Annotated in this window: 16 protein-coding genes and 1 pseudogene; 10 read left to right on the top strand and 7 right to left on the bottom strand. The window is 71.4% G+C overall.

What is annotated here, in order from left to right; translation table 11 throughout:
- Nucleotides 1–128 precede the first annotated feature (128 nt).
- The gene (locus tag OG844_RS07520; protein WP_406388994.1) at nucleotides 129–470 is read right to left on the bottom strand and encodes a hypothetical protein; all 342 of its coding nucleotides are present in this window, start codon (nucleotides 468–470) and stop codon (nucleotides 129–131) included.
- 232 nt (nucleotides 471–702) lie between these two features.
- On the opposite strand from OG844_RS07520, the gene OG844_RS07515 reads away from it, so the two are divergent.
- Both OG844_RS07515 and OG844_RS07510 read left to right on the top strand, forming a co-directional pair.
- Nucleotides 703–1,512: an SGNH/GDSL hydrolase family protein gene (locus OG844_RS07515; protein ID WP_406388992.1), complete on the top strand. Its 810-nt coding sequence runs from the start codon at nucleotides 703–705 to the stop codon at nucleotides 1,510–1,512.
- 213 nt (nucleotides 1,513–1,725) lie between these two features.
- On the top strand, nucleotides 1,726–1,989 hold the full coding sequence (locus OG844_RS07510; RefSeq protein WP_329212691.1) for a hypothetical protein: 264 nt from the start codon (nucleotides 1,726–1,728) through the stop codon (nucleotides 1,987–1,989).
- An 11-nt stretch (nucleotides 1,990–2,000) separates the two neighbouring features.
- Here the strand turns inward: OG844_RS07510 and OG844_RS07505 are convergent, their stop codons facing one another.
- The 3 genes and pseudogenes from OG844_RS07505 to OG844_RS07495 all read right to left on the bottom strand — a co-directional run bounded on the left by OG844_RS07505 (nucleotide 2,001) and on the right by OG844_RS07495 (nucleotide 5,106).
- Nucleotides 2,001–3,230, bottom strand: coding sequence for a CaiB/BaiF CoA transferase family protein (locus tag OG844_RS07505; protein WP_406388990.1), 1,230 nt, complete (start codon nucleotides 3,228–3,230; stop codon nucleotides 2,001–2,003).
- A gap of 70 nt (nucleotides 3,231–3,300) precedes the next feature.
- Nucleotides 3,301–4,053 carry an ABC transporter permease gene (locus tag OG844_RS07500; RefSeq protein WP_406396036.1) on the bottom strand — a complete coding sequence of 251 codons (753 nt, stop codon included), beginning with the start codon at nucleotides 4,051–4,053 and terminating at the stop codon, nucleotides 3,301–3,303.
- A gap of 86 nt (nucleotides 4,054–4,139) precedes the next feature.
- Nucleotides 4,140–5,106, bottom strand: a pseudogene (locus OG844_RS07495) (ATP-binding cassette domain-containing protein).
- Nucleotides 5,107–5,169: 63 nt separating this feature from the next.
- On the opposite strand from OG844_RS07495, the gene OG844_RS07490 reads away from it, so the two are divergent.
- Complete coding sequence (locus tag OG844_RS07490; protein WP_406388988.1) at nucleotides 5,170–5,880, top strand: TetR/AcrR family transcriptional regulator C-terminal domain-containing protein; 711 nt, start codon at nucleotides 5,170–5,172, stop codon at nucleotides 5,878–5,880.
- A 19-nt stretch (nucleotides 5,881–5,899) separates the two neighbouring features.
- Here the strand turns inward: OG844_RS07490 and OG844_RS07485 are convergent, their stop codons facing one another.
- From OG844_RS07485 to hmgA, 3 genes are all read right to left on the bottom strand, one after another.
- Entirely contained in the window at nucleotides 5,900–7,141 is a 1,242-nt protein-coding gene (locus tag OG844_RS07485; RefSeq protein ID WP_406388986.1) for a type ISP restriction/modification enzyme, read from the bottom strand.
- 70 nt (nucleotides 7,142–7,211) lie between these two features.
- Nucleotides 7,212–7,988, bottom strand: a complete 777-nt coding sequence (locus OG844_RS07480; protein WP_406388985.1) for a GntR family transcriptional regulator — start codon at nucleotides 7,986–7,988, stop codon at nucleotides 7,212–7,214.
- Nucleotides 7,989–8,031: 43 nt separating this feature from the next.
- Complete coding sequence (hmgA, locus tag OG844_RS07475; RefSeq protein ID WP_406388984.1) at nucleotides 8,032–9,351, bottom strand: homogentisate 1,2-dioxygenase; 1,320 nt, start codon at nucleotides 9,349–9,351, stop codon at nucleotides 8,032–8,034.
- A gap of 215 nt (nucleotides 9,352–9,566) precedes the next feature.
- Between hmgA and OG844_RS07470 the strand changes: the two genes are divergently transcribed.
- The 7 genes from OG844_RS07470 (at nucleotide 9,567) to OG844_RS07440 (ending at nucleotide 19,515) form a co-directional block, all read left to right on the top strand.
- A complete protein-coding gene (locus OG844_RS07470) occupies nucleotides 9,567–10,214 on the top strand; it encodes a TetR/AcrR family transcriptional regulator (RefSeq protein WP_406388982.1) in 648 nt (215 codons plus the stop codon).
- A gap of 138 nt (nucleotides 10,215–10,352) precedes the next feature.
- Nucleotides 10,353–12,533 carry a molybdopterin oxidoreductase family protein gene (locus OG844_RS07465; protein WP_406388981.1) on the top strand — a complete coding sequence of 727 codons (2,181 nt, stop codon included), beginning with the start codon at nucleotides 10,353–10,355 and terminating at the stop codon, nucleotides 12,531–12,533.
- A gap of 121 nt (nucleotides 12,534–12,654) precedes the next feature.
- The gene (locus OG844_RS07460; RefSeq protein ID WP_406388979.1) at nucleotides 12,655–14,058 is read left to right on the top strand and encodes a CitMHS family transporter; all 1,404 of its coding nucleotides are present in this window, start codon (nucleotides 12,655–12,657) and stop codon (nucleotides 14,056–14,058) included.
- Nucleotides 14,058–15,326 carry an MFS transporter gene (locus OG844_RS07455; RefSeq protein ID WP_406388977.1) on the top strand — a complete coding sequence of 423 codons (1,269 nt, stop codon included), beginning with the start codon at nucleotides 14,058–14,060 and terminating at the stop codon, nucleotides 15,324–15,326. Before OG844_RS07460 ends, OG844_RS07455 begins: the two co-directional genes overlap by 1 nt.
- A 140-nt stretch (nucleotides 15,327–15,466) precedes the next feature.
- On the top strand, nucleotides 15,467–16,804 hold the full coding sequence (locus tag OG844_RS07450) for an ABC transporter ATP-binding protein (protein ID WP_406388975.1): 1,338 nt from the start codon (nucleotides 15,467–15,469) through the stop codon (nucleotides 16,802–16,804).
- Nucleotides 16,805–16,950: 146 nt separating this feature from the next.
- Nucleotides 16,951–18,345 carry an aldehyde dehydrogenase family protein gene (locus tag OG844_RS07445; protein WP_406388973.1) on the top strand — a complete coding sequence of 465 codons (1,395 nt, stop codon included), beginning with the start codon at nucleotides 16,951–16,953 and terminating at the stop codon, nucleotides 18,343–18,345.
- Between the two features lie 90 nt (nucleotides 18,346–18,435).
- Entirely contained in the window at nucleotides 18,436–19,515 is a 1,080-nt protein-coding gene (locus OG844_RS07440) for a Zn-dependent alcohol dehydrogenase (protein ID WP_406388971.1), read from the top strand.
- Nucleotides 19,516–19,519 lie beyond the last annotated feature (4 nt).

Genomic DNA, 19,519 nt, shown 5'->3' with positions numbered 1-19,519 from the left:
TGAGCCCTCCCCTGGAGCCGCCTTGCGTGATGGACCGTTGCGGGTGGATGTACGACGGTATTAACGAGTGGAACTATATGGCAAGACCTCCCATGAGGTCTCGCTTTTTCCGGTTTTTTGCCCGACTGTCACGCTCGCGCGCGGAATTGGGACTTCCTATTGCTTCGGCCTTTCCGGGTCTTCGGAATCCGGGACGACAGAAAAATGATCAGCGCAGCGACGGAAATGATCAGAACGGAATTCCGCGCTGACCTGCTGTCCAGTGCGGTCAGCGCCTGCGCCGCCAGGAGATTGACGGCGAGGGACCCCGAGACCGAGACGACCAGCCGGCTCGTGCGGTCCATGCCGGGCAGCCACGCGGAGAGCGCGGCGGCCGGGGTTGCGAAGAGGTGATAGAGCGCGAAAGGGGCGCGCAATGCCGAGCCGAAGTCGCTGAGTGCCAGCACGGCGCCCACCCCCGCCACCGCCACGGCGGCACCTGTCGCAACAGGCGGCACATCTGTCCGAACTGACCCTGTCTCACTACTGATGATCCGCATTGGCGACTTTGCCCCCTGTGCGCCGGATGCCGGATTTCAATGTGACGTAACGCCAGGAGGGCGTCAAGAAGCACTTGCTGAATGGTCTTGGCATGGACACTTCCGGAATCGCGGCCGTGACTGCTACCACGGAGTAGGCAGAGATCCTGCCCAAGGAGGTTCCATGAAAATGTCCAGACTCGTGGCGTTCTCGTCCTCTCTCCTGCTCGGCACCCTTCTCGCTCTGGCAGGGGCCGGTGTCGCCAACGCCGATGAATCCGCAGCCGCGGTCGACTACGTGGCTCTCGGCGACTCGTACTCCTCCGGCGTGGGCGCCGGCAGCTACGACGGCGCGAGCGGCAACTGCAAGCGCAGCACCCGGGCCTACCCGGCCCTCTGGGCCGCCGCCAACGCGCCCGCCTCGTTCTCCTTCACCGCGTGCTCGGGAGCGCGTACGGCCGATGTCACGGCCGGTCAGCTCGGGCCCGTCAACTCCTCGACCGACCTCGTCTCGATCTCCATCGGGGGCAATGACGCGGGCTTCGCCGACGTCATGACCACCTGCGTCCTGCAGTCGGAGTCCACCTGCCTGAGCCGGATCGCCACCGCCCGTTCCTTCGTCGACTCGACCCTGCCCGGCCGGCTCGACTCCGTGTACTCGGCGATCAGCGCCAAGGCACCCGCCGCCCGTGTCGTCGTCCTCGGCTATCCCCGCTTCTACAAGCTCGGCGGCAGCTGCCTCGCAGGTCTCAGCGAGAAGGAACGCGCCGCCATCAACAGCGCTGCCGACTACCTCAACGCGGCCACCGCCAAGCGGGCCGCCGACCACGGCTTCACCTTCGGTGACGTCACCTCCACCTTCACCAACCACGAGATCTGCTCGGGCAGTGCCTGGCTGCACAGTGTGAACTGGCTCAACATCGGCGAGTCCTACCACCCCACCGCCGCCGGGCAGTCGGGCGGCTATCTGCCGGTCTTCAACTCGACGGCCTGACACCGCCCGTAGTCGCGCAGCTCAACCGGCCCGGCCGTCCGCCGGGGAGGAGACCCCGCCCTTCGGGGTCTCCTCCATCCGCGGCACTCGGTGACCGCCCGTCAACCTCCGTATGCATGTACGTAATCCCGCAACCGGGATACGCGAGTGTCATCGCGGGGCGATAGGGTTAACCTGCCCGGGCCGGGTGCCCTCGTACGGGTGGGGAGTGACATGGAACAGATAACGGTGCGCAGCAGGGCGCGTGTACCTGCCATTACATGTGGGAGCAGTGCGACCAGTTCGCGCCTCGACCGCCATCTCGCAGTGCTGGGCGGCCCCGCCGTTCCGCAGCGTGAGTCCGCGGAAGCGACGCTGCTGATGCTCGAGCTCACCTCGCGCGACGCCGCGCACACCCGCAGGAGCAGGAGCGCGCGTGTCTCGCTCTTCGCGCCGCTGCGGCGACTGCGCCGTTCGCTCTTCGGCAGCCGCCGCTGACCGACGGCCTCTCACGACCGGTCCGGCCCACCGCTCAGGGCCGTGCCCACGATCACTCCGTCCCGGCGCAGTGCTGCTGTCTGCTCGTCCGTCATTCCCAGGGCCCGCAGCGTTGCGTCGGTGTGTTCCCCCAGCGCCGGTACGGCACCCATCGGCGTCTCCGCCCCGCCCGGCAGTGTGATCGGCGGCAGCAGCGTGCGCAACGCGCCGACCGGTGAGGCCACTTCCCGCCACCGGTCCCGTGCGGCCAGCTGGGGGTGGGCCGCCACGTCCGCGACGGTGTTCAGCCGTGCGCAGGCGATACCCGCCGTGTCCAGCCCGGCGAGCGCCTCCGCGCCGGTCAGCCGCGCGAGAGCCTGCCCCACGACCGCGTCGGTCCGCTCCCGGTTCGCCGTCCGGGCGGTGTTCGTCGCGAAGTCCGGATCGTCCGCGAGCTCCGGCTGCTCCAGCACCTGTTCGGCGAGGCGGCGCCACTCCCGGTCGTTCTGTACGGAGAGCAGCACCTGTTCCCCGTCCGCGGTGCTGTAGGCGTCGTACGGGGCGATGATGGCATGCGCGAGCCCCGTGCGCGCCGGGGTATCACCCCCGTACATCCCGTGGTGCAGCGGATGCCCCATCCACTCGGCCAGCGAGTCCAGCATCGAGATCTCCACCGGACCGCCGCGTCCCGTGGTGGCGCGCCGCAGCAGCGCCGCCAGCACACCGGAGAAGGCGTACATCCCGGCCGCGATGTCGGCGGCGGGAATCCCCGCCTTCACCGGCTGCCCGGGGGTTCCCGTGACGGACACCAGGCCGGCCTCGCACTGGACGAGCATGTCGTAGGCGCGCTTGTGCGCGTACGGCCCCTCGGCGCCGTACCCGGAGATGTCCACGGCCACCAGACGCGGATGTGCGGCACAGAGGGCGGCGGCGTCCAGCCCGAGCCGAGCGGCCGCTCCCTGCGCCAGGTTCTGGACGAACACATCGGCGTCCGCGACGAGGCGGCGCACCACGGCCAGCCCGCGTGGGTCCTTGAGATCGATCGCGACGGACTCCTTGCCGCGGTTACACCAGACGAAGTGGGAGGCGAGTCCGCGCGCAGCGGTGTCGTAGCCGCGGGCGAAGTCCCCGCCGTCGGGACGCTCGATCTTGATGACCCTGGCGCCGAGGTCGGCGAGCTGGCGGGTGGCGAAGGGGGCGGCGACGGCCTGCTCGACCGCGACCACGGTGATGCCGTCCAGGGGGAGGGGCTGAGTGCTCATGAGCACCGTGCCTACCTTGTACGCGGCACTTCTGTCATCCCGTCCGCCCACGCTCACGGGCGCTGGTGGTTCAGTGCGTGCCCCGTGCGTACCTGCGCACGGTCAGCGGGACGAACACGGCGAGCAGGACGGCCGCCCAGGCCAGCGTGCCCGCCACCGGGTGCGCGACCGGCCAGGCGGCGCCCTCGGCCGGGGCCGCGTTGCCGAAGAGGTCGCGGGTGGCCGAGGCGAGGGCGCTGATCGGGTTCCACTCGGCGACGGTGCGCAGCCAGCCCGGCATGTTGTCCGTCGGGATGTACGCGCTGGAGAGCAGCGGCAGGATGAAGGTGGCGCTGCCCAGCTGCCCCGCGGCCTCCTCGTTGCGGATGACCAGGCCCAGCCAGTAGCCCGCCCAGGACGTGGCGAACCGGAACAGCAGCAGCAGCCCGTACGCCCCGAGCGCGGCGGCCGGGCCTCCCTCGATCCGCCAGCCCGCCGCGAGTCCGACGAGCATCAGCGGGATCATGCCGACGGCCGTGGTCAGCACCTCGGCGGCGGTGGAGCCGAGCGGCACGGCGGCCCGGCTCATCGGCAGCGTACGGAAGCGGTCCATCACCCCGCGGTCGCAGTCCTGGGCCGCCTGGAACATTCCGGTCATGAGGCCGTTGGCCGCCGTTGCGGCGAGGAGGCCCGGCACCAGGAAGGAGCGGTACTCCTGCCCCGGGACCGCCAGCGCGCTGCCGAACACGTAGCCGAAGAACAGCAGCATCGTGATCGGCATGGTCTGCGTCAGGATCAGCACGCCGGGCGCGGCCTTGATCTTCTGCAGGTGGCGTCCCACCATGGCCAGGCCGTCGGCCGCCAGGGAGCCCGTGGGGGCGTGTGCGGGGGCGGGTGCAGGGATCCGCTCGTGGACCGGGGTCGTCGTGCTCATGCTGCCGGCTCCTTCGGGGCGCGGACGTCGCCGCGGTCGGTCAGTCGGAGAAAGGCCTCGTCGAGGGTGGGCGGGCGCAGGCTCGCATCGATCACCGGGACACCCGCGGCGTCCAGTTCGCGGACGATGCGCGGCAGCGTGAGCGTGGCGTCGGACGCGACGACGCCGATGGTGCGGTGCTCGTGGTCGAGCGTCGGTTCGGCGCCGGTCAGCTGGTCGAGCACCGCCGCCGCGGCCCAGAGCGCCGACTCGTGTGCGACGACGACCTCCGCGTAACTGCCGATGAGGGACTTGAGTTCGGCCGGAGTGCCCCGGTGGGCGGCGCGGCCCCGGTCGATCAGCACGATGTCGTCGGCGAGCTGATCGGCCTCCTCCAGGTACTGCGTGGTCAGCAGGACGGTGGTGCCGCGCCCCGCCAGTTCGCGTACCGCCTCCCAGATCTGGTTGCGGCTGTGCGGGTCGAGGCCGGTCGTCGGCTCGTCCAGGAAGAGCACCTGCGGGCGGGTGAGGAGTCCGGCGGCGAGGTCGAGGCGGCGGCGCATGCCACCCGAGTAGGTGCGGGCGGGGCGGTCGGCCGCCTCGGTCAGCCCGAAGCGTTCGAGGAGCTCGTCGGCGCGCGAGCGGCCCCCGGCCCCGGAGGCGGAGCAGCCGCGCGAAGAGGCGGAGATTCTGCCGCCCGGAGAGCTCGCCGTCGATCGAGGTGCTCTGCCCGGTGACCCCGATGGCCGCGCGCACGGCGGCGGCCTCGCGGACCACGTCGTGGCCGGCGACCCGCGCGCTGCCGCCGTCCGGGCTCGTCAGCGTGGTGAGCAGCCGGACGGCGGTGCTCTTTCCGGCGCCGTTCGGCCCCAGCACACCGCAGACGGAGCCCTCGGCGACGGCGAGGTCGAGCCCGCGCAGGGCGTGGACGTCTCCGTAGTGCTTCTCCAGACCTTCACTAAGTACAGCGTACGTAGTTGTCATGGGCCTACCGTAGCGCACTACGTACGGTGTACGTAACTACGATGGTGAGCGAGGTGATGACCGATGGCGGGGCGACCCCCTGTACCCGAAGTGATCTGGGCGCGCCCCGAGCGGGCGGGCCGCGGGCCCAAGCCCGCTTTCAGCCGTGCGGACATCGCGGCAGCCGCCGTGCGTATCGCCGACGCCGAGGGCCTGGACGCGGTGTCGATGCGCAAGGTGGCCGCGGAGCTGGGCTGCGGCACGATGTCGCTCTACAACTACGTGCCGCGCAAGGAGGACCTGTACGAACTGATGCTCGACGCGGTCAGTGGCGGCTACGACCTGCCGGAGAAGCCGTCCGGCGACTGGCGTGCCGACATGACGGCGCTCGCGCGCCAGGCCCGCGCGATGATGCACCGCCACACCTGGGTGCCGCGGCTGATGTCACCGGTCTACGGGTTCAGCCCGAACGTGCTGGCCTACATGGAGTACTCCCTGAGCATCCTGGACGGGCTCGATGCCCGGTTCGGCGAGAAGATGGAACTCATCGCCATGGTCAACGGCGTGGTCACCACCTACACGGCCAACGAGATCGCCACGGCCGAACGCAGCCGCTCGCTGCCCTGGACCGAGGAGCAGGAGCACGCGGCCCGCACCACGTACCTGATCAGCCAGATCGCGACCGGCACGTACCCGCGCCTGGCGGCCGGGTTCGCCGAGGACTCCGGGCCGATCGATCTGGAGGGGGTCTTCGACCGGGCGCTGGGCCGGGTGCTGGACTCGTTCGAGCGGTAGCCGCCTGCCGGGGCCGGGGTCACAGCAGCGCGAACTGCCCCTCCGGGCCCTCCTCGTGGTGGTCGAGGACCGAGGCGGGCCGCCGAGCCGTCGCGGGCGCCGGGACCACCCCGGCCGCGCGTAGCGCGTCGCGGGTGAGAGCGGGCTGCGCCGAGAGCCGCTTCCGCAACGCCTCCTGCGCGGACCGCAGTTCACCCAACAGGGCGAGCACGGTGATCAGTTCGAGCAGTTCGGACGTCCACTCCTGCGGCCAGTCGCGCGGGCGCAGTGCCTCCAGGCCGTCCCGCCCGTCCCGGTCCGTGCGGCGCTCGAACCAGAGCTCCAGCATCCGCACGCCGCTCACCCGGAACTCCCACGCCCCGGCCGGAACGGGTGAGACGCGCCCCTCGCCCGGCCCTTCGCCGAGCGTGAGCACCTCGTCCTCGGGGTCGTAGCGCAGCGCGGACGGCCGGGGCGGTATCGAGGCCCGCACATAGGGCCGGCGCCCGCCCGGCAGCCGGGGACGCTGCCCGCCGCGCGCCCCGCGCAGCTGCAGGCGCAACAGCTCCCGGCCGAGCTCCACACCCTCGGCCCACAGGGTGCCGTCGGCGGGCAGCGGCACGAGACATCCGGCGGGGGAGGGGCGGGCGGCGGCAAGGGCCCAGGCAAGGACGGACTCCGGGCAGACCGGGGCCCCGTACCTGGCGCCCAGCAGAGCGGGCAGGCCCGGCGCGAGATTGGGCTCCCGGCCGCCGGGACGCCGGTAGAGCGGCCGGATCCGGCCCGGGCGGCCTGCGGGGGAGTGCCCGTCCGGCAGCAGCGCCGTCACGGACAGGGCGGGCCCGGTGTCCTGCGGTACGTATCCGTGCTCGACGGCGAAGACCTGGTGCCCGTCGGCGACCCGCCACAGCTCGGGACGGGCCGCGTCGAGCAGCCGCTGGTCGGGGATCAGCCACTGCTCGTCGAAGGGGCCGTGCAGGATCCGTACCGGTTCGGGGTACGGGCCCGGGTCCCGGGCGAACCGGCCCGTCGCGGTGGTGCGGCCCGGCAGCGCCGCGGCCGGGGTCAGGGGGCTGCGCGAGCGGCTGGACCGGAACAGCCGTTCCTGCTCGGCGCCCTCGGCCTGTACGAGCAGATTCCAGCGGGCCCTGAGGGAGGCCGCGTCCGGCGCGGTCACCCAGGGGCGCCCCGTCCTCAGGGGCCGCACCGACCAGGGCATGAGGTCGTCGAGCAGCGGGATCCCCTCGGCCCCGCCGGCTCCGGCCGCCACCCGTGCTGCCACCGTGTCGTCCTCCCCGTCGCCACGTCCGCCGCCCAGGGCATCGTAACGGCGGGCGGTCGGGGCGGGGTGGTCAGTGCGCTTCCACCGTCACGGAGAAGGAGAAGCGGTCCCCCCGGTACCGGATCCGCGCCACGTCCACCACCCGCCCGTCGTCGTCGTACGTCACGCCCGTGTAGTGCAGGATCGGGCTGAGCAGCGGGACCTGGAGCAGTTCCGCCGTCGCCGGGTCGGCGAGACGGGCCTCGACCGTGTCCGTGATCCGGGAGATCCGCACGCCGATCGCGTCGCGCAGCACCTTCGTCATCGGCCAGCGCTCGAGATCGGCCACGTCGATCCCGGCCGCGATGTCGGGACGCACCGCGTTCTCCGCCCAGTTGGTGGGCTCGCCCGTCCCGTCGTCGCAGCGCAGCCGCCGGTAGTCGACCACCTCGGAGCAGTCGGGGAAGAACTCGGCGAGATCGCCCGGGACGGGGGTGGCGCCATGGCCGAGGACGGTGGTCCGCTCACCCGACTGCTGGGCGACGATGGCGTCGATCGAACCCAGCAGCCGGACCGGCGACACCCGCCGGGCGCGCGGCTCGATGAACGTTCCGCGCCTCCGGTGCCTGCTGATCAGGCCCTCGGTCTCCAGCTCCTTGAGGGCCTGGCGCATGGTCAGGACGCTGACGCCGTAGTGCGCGGCGAGCTGCTCCTCGGTGGGCAGCCGCGGTGAGGCGTCCTGGGGGCGGCCCAGTATCGAGGCCCGCAGCGACTGCGAGACCTGGTACCACAGGGGCAGCTTCCGGTTCAGCACGAGGGAGTCGGGGGCGAAGGCGGGGGTGTGATTCACCTCGTTCACCTGGTTCATCCGGTTCACCTGGACTCTCTGGGCAGTGGCCGGCTTCGGGGTTTCACGGCCGGAAGTTGCGGCTCAGACCCTGCCACACGTCGTCGTACCCGTGCTGCAGATGGTCCGCGGCAGCGGCCTGCGCGGTCGCCGTGACCGGCCAGCGGGTCTCGAACATGAACGCCAGCCCGTCGTCGATCTTCTGCGGCTTCAGCTCTGCGGCACTCGCCCGGTCGAAGGTCTCACGGTCCGGTCCGTGCGCCGACATCATGTTGTGGAGCGAGCCGCCGCCGGGCACGAAACCGCCGGCCTTCGCGTCGTACGCGCCCTCGATGAGTCCCATGTACTCGCTCATCACGTTGCGGTGGAAGTACGGCGGACGGAAGGTGTCCTCGCCGACCAGCCAGCGCGGGGCGAAGACGACGAAGTCGACTCCGGCCAGCCCCGGGGTGTCGGACGGCGAGGTCAGCACGGTGAAGATCGACGGATCCGGGTGGTCGAAGCTGATGCTGCCGAGGACGTTGAAGCGGCGCAGGTCGTAGACGTACGGGGTGTGGTTGCCGTGCCAGGCGACGACGTCGAGCGGGGAGTGGTCGTACGTCGCCGACCAGAGGTTCCCGCAGAACTTGTTGACGACCTCGACCGGTCCCTCACGGTCCTCGAACGCCGCGACGGGTGCGAGGAAGTCCCGCGCGGCCGCCAGGCCGTTGGCGCCGATCGGGCCCAGGTCGGGGAGGACGAACGGCTGACCGTAGTTCTCGCAGACGTACCCGCGGGCGGTGGTGTCCAGGAGCTCGACGCGGAAGCGGACGCCGCGCGGGACGAGCACCACCTGGCCGGGTTCGGCGCGCAGCAGTCCCAGTTCGGTACGGACCATGAGGCCGCCGCGCTCGGGCACGATCAGGAGCTCGCCGTCGGAGTCGCTGAACACCCTGTCCGTCATGGAGGAGTTCGCACTGTAGAGGTGAATGGCCATTCCGGTGCGCTGCGTCGCGTCGCCGTTGCCGCCCAGCGTCCACAGGCCGGCCAGGAAGTCCGTACCCGGCGCCGGCTCGGGGAGCGGGTCCCAGCGCAGCCGGTTGGGGTCGGGAACCGCTTCGGCGAAGGGAGCGGTGCGCACGGCGCCGTTGTCGACGCGGACGAACGGGGGATGGGCCGCCGAGGGGCGGATCCGGTAGAGCCAGGAGCGGCGGTTGTGTGCGCGGGGTTCGGTGAAGGCCGAGCCGCTCAGCTGCTCCGCGTACAGCCCGAGGGGTGCGCGCTGCGGTGAGTTCCGGCCGTGCGGAAGCGCTCCCGGGACGGCCTCCGAGCCGTGCTCGTTGCCGAAACCGGCGCTGTACGTGAGAGTCTCCGCCGTCTTCCTGGCCTGTTCGGTGCCACTCATCATGCGCTCCCGTTGGAAGAGGAATCCCATGGATCCCCTGACGAAGAATCCTATGGACAACCGTAGGAATCGAAACGCCGCCCGTCAACGGCATACGGGGACCGCTGTGCCGTGTCCGTGACGGCCGACGCGGCGACGCGGTGGGACCGGGTGCGGCCAGGGTGCTGCGGCCGGGCGGGACCGGCTCGGCGGGTCCCCGGGGGCACGCACGGTGGATGAACACCCGGCCGGACCCACGGCATCATGGAGCCGTGCCCCATGCGAACACGAACCTCCGGCGCGTCCCCGTGCAGCAGCGCAGTGCCGACCGCCTCGCCCGGATCCTCGACGCCTGCGCCGGGCTCCTCGACGAGACCGGCTACGAACAGCTCTCCACCCGGGCGGTGGCCGACCGTGCCGGTGTGCCCATCGGATCCGTCTACCGGTTCTTCTCCAACAAGCGGGGGCTGGTCGACGCACTGGCCGAGCGCAATCTGGACCTCTACGCCGAGCGCATCGTGGCGCGCCTCGCGGACATCCCCACCGAGGACTGGCGGAGCGCCATCGACGCCGTACTCGACGAGTACCTGGCGATGAAGCGCTCGGTCCCCGGCTTCGCCCTCGTCGACTTCGGCCCCCCCGCGCCGGCCGGCGACCCGCTCGGCGAATCGAACCGCAGGGTCGCGGGCCGGCTGGCCACCCTGCTCTCCGGCCACCTCGGCCGCGACCCCGACACCGATCTGCTACGGACGGTACTGGTCTGCGTCGAGGCCGCCGACGCGGTGCTCCAACTCGCCTTCCACGCCGATCCGTCGGGCGACCCGGCCCTGATAAAGGAGACCCGCGTGCTGATCCAGGCCTATCTCGCGCGGGTCCTCGAATGACAGGTGGCGCCAACACCTCGCCAGCATCCGTACCGGTCGGTATGCTCGATCCGGCCGGGAGCTCGCACCCGATGTGCGGTCCGCGGCCCGACGGCGCATGCCCGTGCGCCACCGCTGTCGCCGCCCCGGGGAGGGCCCATGTCCCACGATTCCCGCACCGCTCTGCGTATCTGCCCGCTCTGCGAAGCCACCTGCGGACTCACCCTCACCATCGAGGGAACGACGGTCACCGGCGCCCGCGGCGACCGTGACGACGTCCTGAGTCAGGGCTTCATCTGCCCCAAGGGCGCGTCCTTCGGAGGTCTGGACGCCGACCCCGACCGGCTGCGCACCCCACTCGTGCGCACGGACGGCGTCCTGCGGGAGGCGACCTGGAGCGAGGCCTTCGACATGATCGCCGCGAGGATCCCGGCCCTGACCGAGGAGCACGGCAAGCAGTCGGTCGGTGTCGTCCTCGGCAACCCCAACGTGCACACGATGGCCGGCGGGCTCTATCCGCAACTGCTGCTCTCCACGCTCGGCACCCGCAACGTCTTCACCGCGAGCACCCTCGACCAGATGCCCAAGCACGTCTCCAGCGGCCTGCTCTTCGGCGATGCCAACGCCATCGCCGTACCCGACCTGGACCGCACCGCGCATCTGCTGCTGATCGGCGCCAATCCGCTCGAGTCCAACGGGAGCCTGTGCACCGCCCCCGACTTCCCGGGCAAGCTCAAGGCGCTGCGCAAACGCGGCGGCACCCTCACCGTCATCGACCCGCGCCGCACCCGCACCGCCCGCCTCGCGGACCGGCACGTCGCGATCCGCCCCGGGGCCGACGCCCTGCTGCTCGCCGCGCTCACTCAGGTCCTGCTCGAGGAGAAGCTCGCGGACCCCGGCGCGCTGGCCGAGCATCTCGACGGCTACGACGAACTCGCGGAGGCCATCGAGGACTTCACGCCCGAAGCGGTGGCAGCCGCCTGCGACATCGACGCCGGCACCATTCGTGCGATCGCCCGCGAACTGGCAGCCGCCCCCGCCGCGGCCGTCTACGGGCGCATCGGCAGCTGCACCGTCGAACACGGCACCCTGGCGAGCTGGCTGGTCGACGTGCTCAACATCCTCACGGGGAATCTCGACCGCCCGGGCGGCGCACTCTTCCCGCTCTCCGCCACCGCCCGCGCACCCCGTGCCGCCGCCCCCGGCAAGGGCTTCGCGCTCGGCCGCTGGGCGAGCCGTGTCTCCGGGCACCCCGAGGCCAAGGGTGAACTCCCCGTCGTCGCGCTCGCCGAGGAGATCGAGACCCCGGGGGAGGGGCGGATCCGTGCACTCATCGTCGTCGCGGGCAACCCGGTGCTCTCCGCGCCCGACGGTGACCGGCTCGACCGGGCGCTCGCCGAGGGCCTCGACTTCATGGTCAGCGTCGACCCGTACCTCAACGAGACCTCACGCCACGCGGACGTCGTGCTGCCGCCGCCACCGCCCTCGCAGAGCGCCCACTTCGACTTCGCCCTCAACTCCCTCGCCGTGCACAACCAGGTCCGCTACACCCGCGCGGCCGTCCCGCTGGAGGACGACCGCATGGCCGAGAGCGAGATCCTCGCCCGGCTCGTCCTCGCCGTCGGCGGTATGCACGGCGCACCGCCCGAGACGGTCGACGACATGGCCATCGCCGCCGCCCTCACCCGGGCCGGCCTCCCGGAGGAGTTCGCCGCCGAGCTCACGGGCCGTACCGGCGCGGAGCGTCGCCTCGACCTGATGCTGCGCCTCGGCCCGTACGACCTCACGCTGGAAGGGCTCCTCGCGCACCCGCACGGCATCGACCTCGGTCCGCTGAAGCCCCGCGTCCCGCAGTTGCTCAGGACCCGCAGCGGCCGCATCGAGCTGTTGCCGGCCCCCATCGCCGCCGACCTGCCACGGCTGCGGGAGGCGCTGGACGAACGGCCCACGGGCCTCGTCCTCGTCGGCCGCCGCCATCTGCGCTCCAACAACAGCTGGATGCACAACGTCTCCTCCCTCCGCGGCGGCTCGAACGTCTGCACCCTGCAGATCCACCCCGACGACGCCGCCCGCATCGGGCTCGCCGACGGTGCCACGGCACGCATCACCGCGGCGGGCGGCGAGGTCGAGGCGCCCGCCGAGGTCACCGACGCGGTACGGACCGGAGTCGTGAGCCTTCCGCACGGCTGGGGGCACAGCCGTCCGGGCACGCGCATGTCCGTCGCCGAGACCGGGCCGGGAGTCAACGTGAACCAGCTGCTCGACGGCACCCTCCTGGACCCGCTGTCCGGCACCGCTGTGCTCAACGCCGTCCCGGTCTCCGTAACGCCAACGCTCTGACCTGGGGTTTTGCTCGTATTGCTCACACGTCAACGTCTTGTTAACAGCCCGACGGGACACCTAACGTCATCCGAACCGCCGAGACCGGTGAGAGTTCAAAGGTGAACGTTAGGTAACCCCCATGCTGACAATCCTCGGATTTGCCATGATCGCGACCTTCCTGGTCCTGATCATGATGAAGAAGATGTCGCCGATCGCGGCGCTGGTCCTGATCCCCGCACTCTTCTGCGTAGCCGTCGGGCAGGGCGCGAAGCTCGGCGACTTCGTCATCGAAGGCGTCGGCACCCTCGCGCCGACCGCGGCGATGCTGATGTTCGCCATCGTCTACTTCGGCGTGATGATCGACGTCGGTCTCTTCGATCCCGTCGTCCGGGGCATCCTGCGCTTCTGCAAGGCCGACCCGATGCGGATCGTCATCGGCACGGCGGTGCTCGCCGCGATCGTCTCGCTGGACGGCGACGGCTCCACCACCTTCATGATCACCGTCTCGGCCATGTACCCGCTCTACAAGCGGCTGAAGATGAGCCTGGTCGTGATGACCGGTGTCGCCGCCACGGCGAACGGTGTCATGAACACCCTGCCCTGGGGCGGTCCCACCGCCCGCGCGGCCACCGCGCTCAAGCTGGACGCGGCCGACATCTTCGTCCCGATGATCCCGGCCCTCGCCGTCGGACTGCTCGCCGTCATCCTCCTGGCGTGCGTCCTGGGCCGTCGAGAGCGCAAGCGCCTCGGCACACTCACTCTCGACGAGGTGCTCGTGCGGGAACCCGAGACCGTTCTCGTCGGCGCGGGCGGCAGCGACGACCGGCCGGTGAAGGGCACGCCCTCCGCGGGCGGCGGTGACGGCGCCGAGGACCACGCGGCCGGTGACAGCGACCAGGACCTCAAGGGGCTCGACCCCGACAGGCCGACCCTGCGCCCCAGGCTCTACTGGTTCAACGCTGGCCTCACCGTCGCCCTGCTGGCGTCGATGATCCTGGAAATGATGCCGATCCCGGTGCTCTTCCTCCTCGGCGCGGCCCTCGCCCTCACGGTCAACTTCCCCCACATGCCCGACCAGCGGGCCCGCATCGCCGCCCACGCCGACAACGTGCTCAACGTCTCCGGCATGGTCTTCGCGGCCGCCGTCTTCACCGGGGTGCTCACCGGCACCGGCATGGTCGATCACATGGCCGACTGGCTGGTCGGGGCCATCCCCGAGGCGATGGGCCCGCACATGGCCGTCGTCACCGGCGTACTGAGCCTCCCTCTCACCTACTTCATGTCCAACGACGGCTTCTACTTCGGCGTCCTGCCCGTGCTCGCCGAGGCCGGTGCCGCCCACGGCGTCTCCTCGCTGGAGATCGCCCGGGCCTCCCTGGTGGGCCAGCCCCTGCACATGTCGTCCCCGCTCGTGCCCGCGGTCTACGTCCTGGTCGGCATGGCGAAGGTCGAGTTCGGCGACCACACCAGGTTCACCGTCAAGTGGGCCGTGCTCACCTCGCTGGTGGTCCTCGGCGCCGGAATCCTCTTCGGCATCATCTGATGCCTGCGGAACCACGGCCCGGCAGGGGCTGGCTGCTGCGCCTCGTCATCGCCTTCGCCTTCGCCCAGGGAGCGGTGTCGATGGCGCGGCCCGCCGTCTCCTACCGGGCCCTCTCGCTCGGCGCGGACGAGAGCGCGATCGGCGTCATCGCCGGTGTGTACGCGCTCCTGCCGCTCTTCGCCGCCGTACCGCTGGGCCGCAGGACCGACCACGGCCGCTGCGGCCCCCTGCTGCCGCTCGGGGTCGTACTGATCGGCGGGGGTTGCGCACTCAGCGGCACGGCCGGCTCCCTCCCGGCCCTGGCGGCCTGGAGCGGACTCATGGGCCTCGGACACCTCTGCTTCGTGATCGGCGCGCAGTCACTCGTCGCACGGCAGTCGGCGCCCGCCGAACAGGACCGCAACTTCGGCCACTTCACGATCGGCGCCTCCCTCGGCCAGCTCATCGGCCCGATCGTCGCCGGCTACCTCATCTCGGAGCGGGACGGCGCCCTGGCCCGTACCAGCGCCCTCGCCCTCCTCGTCTCCGCAGCCGTCGCGGTCCTGTCCTTCACCGCGCTGTGGCGCATCGAGCACCGGACGGCCGTCGACTCCCCCTCGGAGGCGGCACAGAAGGTGCCGGTCGGCCGGATCCTGCGCACCCGTGGCGTCCCGGCCGGCATCTTCATCAGCCTTGCCGTGCTCTCCGCCACCGACATCCTCACCGCCTACCTGCCGGTCGTCGGCGAACAACGCGGCATCGCACCCGCCACGGTCGGACTGCTGCTGAGTCTCCGGGCCGCCGCGACCATCGCCTGTCGGCTGGCGATGACACCGATGCTGCGGATCCTCGGCCGGAACGCGCTGCTCACCACGACCTGCCTGCTCGGGGGCCTGATCTGCGCGGGCATCGCGCTGCCCGTGCCCGTTCCGGTGCTCGCCGTGATGCTCGCCCTGCTCGGCTTCTGCCTGGGAGTGGGCCAGCCCCTGTCGATGACCACCGTCGTCCGCGCCGCGCCTGCGAAGGCGCGCTCCACCGCGCTGGCCCTCCGGCTGACCGGGAACCGCCTCGGCCAGGTGGCCGCCCCCGCGACGGCGGGCCTCACCGCGGGAGTCGCGGGCAGCGCCGCACCGTTCGTGATGCTGGGCGTGCTGCTCGTCGGGGCCGCGGGGCTCGGTCTGCGCGGCGGCCGGACGCAGGCGTCAGACGTACCTCCCGTCCCTTCCACCTCACCTGTCCCACCCGTCCCAGTGACCGGACACCCCTGCGCAAACCGGAACCCCACCTGACACATCCGGCCTGCTCCGCAACTTCGCCGACTTAACTGCTTAACCTGCGCACGAGTCATTCCCACACCCCGCCCGGTGGGCTAACTTCGGCCACGCAGCCGCTCCCCACGTGCAGCCCACCCACCTCCCCGGGCGGAACCATGACTCGTGCCATCTCCTTGCACAGCGTCAGTAAGACGTACGGACGGGCTCCGCGTGCCGTCGACAACTTCTCGCTGTCCGTCGACCCGGGCGAGTTCGTCGTGCTGCTGGGGCCCTCCGGCTGCGGCAAGTCGACCGTGCTCCGCATGATCGCGGGCCTGGAGGAGATCTCCGAGGGGGAGCTGCTGCTCGACGGCGAGCCCGCGAACCACGTGTCGCCGCGCGAACGCGGCATGGCGATGGTCTTCCAGAACTTCGCGCTCTACCCGAACATGACCAATCGCGCCAACATCGGCTTCCCGCTGAAGCTGGAGAACCCGCGCAGGGACAACAGCGAGCGCGTCGAGGCCACGGCCAGGATGCTCGGCATCGAAAGCGTGCTCGACCGCTATCCGGGCCAGCTCTCCGGCGGCGAACGTCAGCGGGTCGCGATGGGCCGGGCCATCTCGCGCCATCCCTCCGCCTTCCTGATGGACGAGCCCCTGTCCAACCTGGACGCGAAGCTACGCAACCACCTGCGGGCCGAGATCTCCCAGCTCACCCGGGAGCTGGGCGTCACCACCGTGTACGTCACGCACGACCAGGCCGAGGCGATGTCGCTCGGCGACCGGGTTGCGGTGATGCGCGGCGGGGTGCTCCAGCAGGTCAGCACGCCGCGTGAGGTCTACGCGACACCCGAGAACGTGTTCGTCGCCGCGTTCATCGGCACCCCCAGGATCAATCTGCTCCAGGCCGTCGTGCACGCCCCGCTCGATGGGCGCATGTCCATCGACCTCGGGCGCCAGCGCCTGCCGCTGGCCGAACCGCTCAGCCCCGACCACCAGCTGCTCCGCATCCAGCAGGGACGCCGGATCATCGTCGGCCTGCGCTCCGAGGCCGTCCGGATCGCCCCGCCCAGCCATGCCCGCCGCGGCGAGGTCGCGCTCAGCGGCATCGTCGAGCACGTCGAGTACCAGGGGCACGAGGCGCTCGTCCACCTCAACACGGGTTCACAGCCCGCGGTCGTGCCCGACCTGGAGTCGGCCAGCCGGCAGGCGCCGCAACGCCGCCGTCGCGCACCCGGTGGCGGGATCGGAGTACTGGAACGCCTGAAGCAGCGCGCCACGGGATCCGTCGCCGTACTCGACGAGCCGGACGCGGAACCGTACGCCGTGCGCAGCCCCGACCGGCCGGCCGTCACGGCGAGCGACCTCGTGGTGCGCACCGGCCCCGACATGCGGCTGCGGGCCGGCGGGCAGGTTCCGCTCCTCGTCGACCTGGCGCATCTGTACGTCTTCGACCACTCGGGGCGCCGGATCTGCCCCCTGCCCAAGGTCATTCCGGGGCTCGACGTGTGACTGCCGGCCGCGGCCGTGCGTGACCTGTGTCTCCAGCCGTTCCCTGGCGCCGAAAAACTAACAGCGCTAGTTTGGGGCCGGGACGGCATCCGTCCGTACGACGCACGGCTACGGCGGCAGGCACAGCAAGCCCGGGAGGAACAGCCATGAAGGCGCATGACGGGATGTACATCGGCGGGGAGTGGCGGCCCGCCGCGGGCCGGGACACGATCGCGGTCGTGAATCCGGCGGACGAGCAGGTCATCGGTCACGTCCCGGCGGGCACCGCCGAGGACGTCGACGCCGCGGTACGCGCCGCACGCGCCGCGTTCCCCGGCTGGGCGGCCACCCCGCCCGCCGAGCGCGCCGCACGGATCGCCGCCCTGCGCGACGCGCTGGCCGCCCGCAAGGACGAGATCGCCGAGACCGTCACCGCGGAACTGGGCTCGCCGCTGCCGCTGTCCCAGATGGTGCACGCGGGCGTACCGGTGCTGGTCGCCGGCTCGTACGCCGAACTGGCCGCCTCCTACTCCTTCGAGGATAAGCTGGGCAACTCCACCGTCCTGCTGGAGCCCGTCGGCGTGGTCGGGGCGATCACCCCCTGGAACTACCCGCTCCACCAGATCGTCGCCAAGGTGGCCCCCGCGCTCGCGGCCGGCTGCACCGTCGTGCTCAAGCCGGCCGAGGACACCCCGCTCACCGCCCAGCTCTTCGCCGAGGTCACCCAGGAGGCGGGACTGCCCGCAGGCGTCTTCAACCTGGTCACCGGTCTCGGCCCGGTCGCAGGACAGGCACTCGCCGAGCACGCGGACGTCGACCTCGTCTCCTTCACCGGGTCCACGGCCGTCGGCAGGCGGATCGGCGCCACGGCGGGAGCGGCGGTCAAGCGCGTCGCCCTGGAACTCGGCGGCAAGTCCGCCAACGTCATCCTCCCCGGCGCCGATCTCGCCAAGGCGGTCAACGTCGGCGTCGCCAACGTGATGTCCAACTCGGGCCAGACGTGCAGCGCGTGGACCCGGATGCTGGTCGACGGCGAGCGGTACGAGGAGGCCGTGGCTCTCGCCGTGGCGGCCGTGGCGAAGTACGTACCCGGGGAGCGGGTCGGCCCCGTCGTCAACGCCAAGCAGCAGGCCCGGGTGCGCGGATACATCGAGAAGGGCATCGAGGAAGGCGCCCGCCTCGTCGCAGGAGGACCCGAGGCGCCCAAGGAGCGGGGGTACTACGTCAGCCCCACCGTGTTCGCCGACGTCACCCCCGGTATGACCATCGCGCGCGAGGAGATCTTCGGCCCGGTGCTCTCGATCCTGCGGTACGAGGACGTGGACGACGCCCTGCGGATCGCCAACGACACCGTGTACGGGCTGGCCGGGGCGGTCTGGGCCGCCGACGACGCCGAGGCCGTCGCCTTCGCCCGCCGCATGGACACCGGGCAGGTGGACATCAACGGCGGCCGCTTCAACCCGCTGGCGCCGTTCGGCGGTTACAAGCAGTCCGGAGTGGGGCGCGAGCTCGGCCCGCACGGCCTCGCCGAGTACCTGCAGACCAAGTCCCTCCAGTTCTAGGGCGTGTCCTGCACGTCCCGCCTGCACCGCCCGCGGGCGGGACTGCTTCCAGGACACGCACCGCCCCACCGACCGTCAAGGAGTCTGTTCGTGGTCCGCGCCGCTGTACTGCCCGCCGTCGGAGCTCCCCTGGAGATCACCGACATCGAACTCCCCGAGCCCGGCCCCGGCCAGGTGAACATCTCGCTCGCCGCCGCAGGCGTCTGCCACTCGGACCTGTCCCTGACGAACGGCACCATGCGGCTGCCCGTCCCCGCCGTCCTCGGCCACGAGGGCGCCGGTACCGTCCTGTCCGTCGGTGAAGGGGTGACCGACATCGCCCCCGGTGACGCGGTCGTCCTCAACTGGGCGCCGTCCTGCGGGAACTGCTTCCACTGCGGCATCGGTGAGGTCTGGCTCTGCGCCGACGCGCTGAAGGGCGCGGCCAACGTCCACGCCCGCACGGCCGACGGCACGGAGCTCCACCCGGGGCTGAACGTCGCGGCGTTCGCGCAGGAGACCGTCGTCGCCGCGAACTGCGTGCTGCCCGCCCCGGCCGGCATCCCGCTCACCGACGCCGCGCTGCTCGGCTGCGCGGTCCTGACCGGATACGGCGCGGTGCACCACTCCGCCCGGGTCCGTGAGGGCGAGAGCGTCGTCGTCTTCGGGGTCGGCGGGGTCGGCCTCGCCGTCCTGCAGGCCGCGCGGATCGCCGGGGCATCGAAGATCATCGCGGTCGATGTCTCACCGCAGAAGGAGGAGCTCGCCCGCAAGGCGGGTGCCACCGACTACGTCATCGCCTCCGACACCACCCCGCGCGAGATCCGCAAGCTCACCGGCGGCCAGGGCGCGGACGTAGCCGTGGAGTGCGTGGGGCGGCCCGCCACGATCCGCGGGGCCTGGGAGTCCACCCGCCGCGGCGGCCGCACCACGGTCGTCGGTATCGGCGGCAAGGACCAGGTGGTGTCCTTCAACGCCCTGGAGATCTTCCACTGGGGCCGCTCGCTCACGGGCTGTGTGTACGGGAACAGTGACCCGGCCCGAGACCTTCCGGTGCTCGCCGAACACATCCGCGCCGGACGGTTCGACCTCTCCATGCTGGTGACGGAGCGGATCGCGCTGGACGGCATTCCGGCGGCCTTCGAGAACATGATCGCGGGCAAGGGCGGCCGCGCGCTCGTCGTCTTCTAGGAGC

This window comes from Streptomyces sp. NBC_00887 (assembly GCF_045207585.1).
This window is presented reverse-complemented; position numbering and strand designations above follow the sequence as displayed.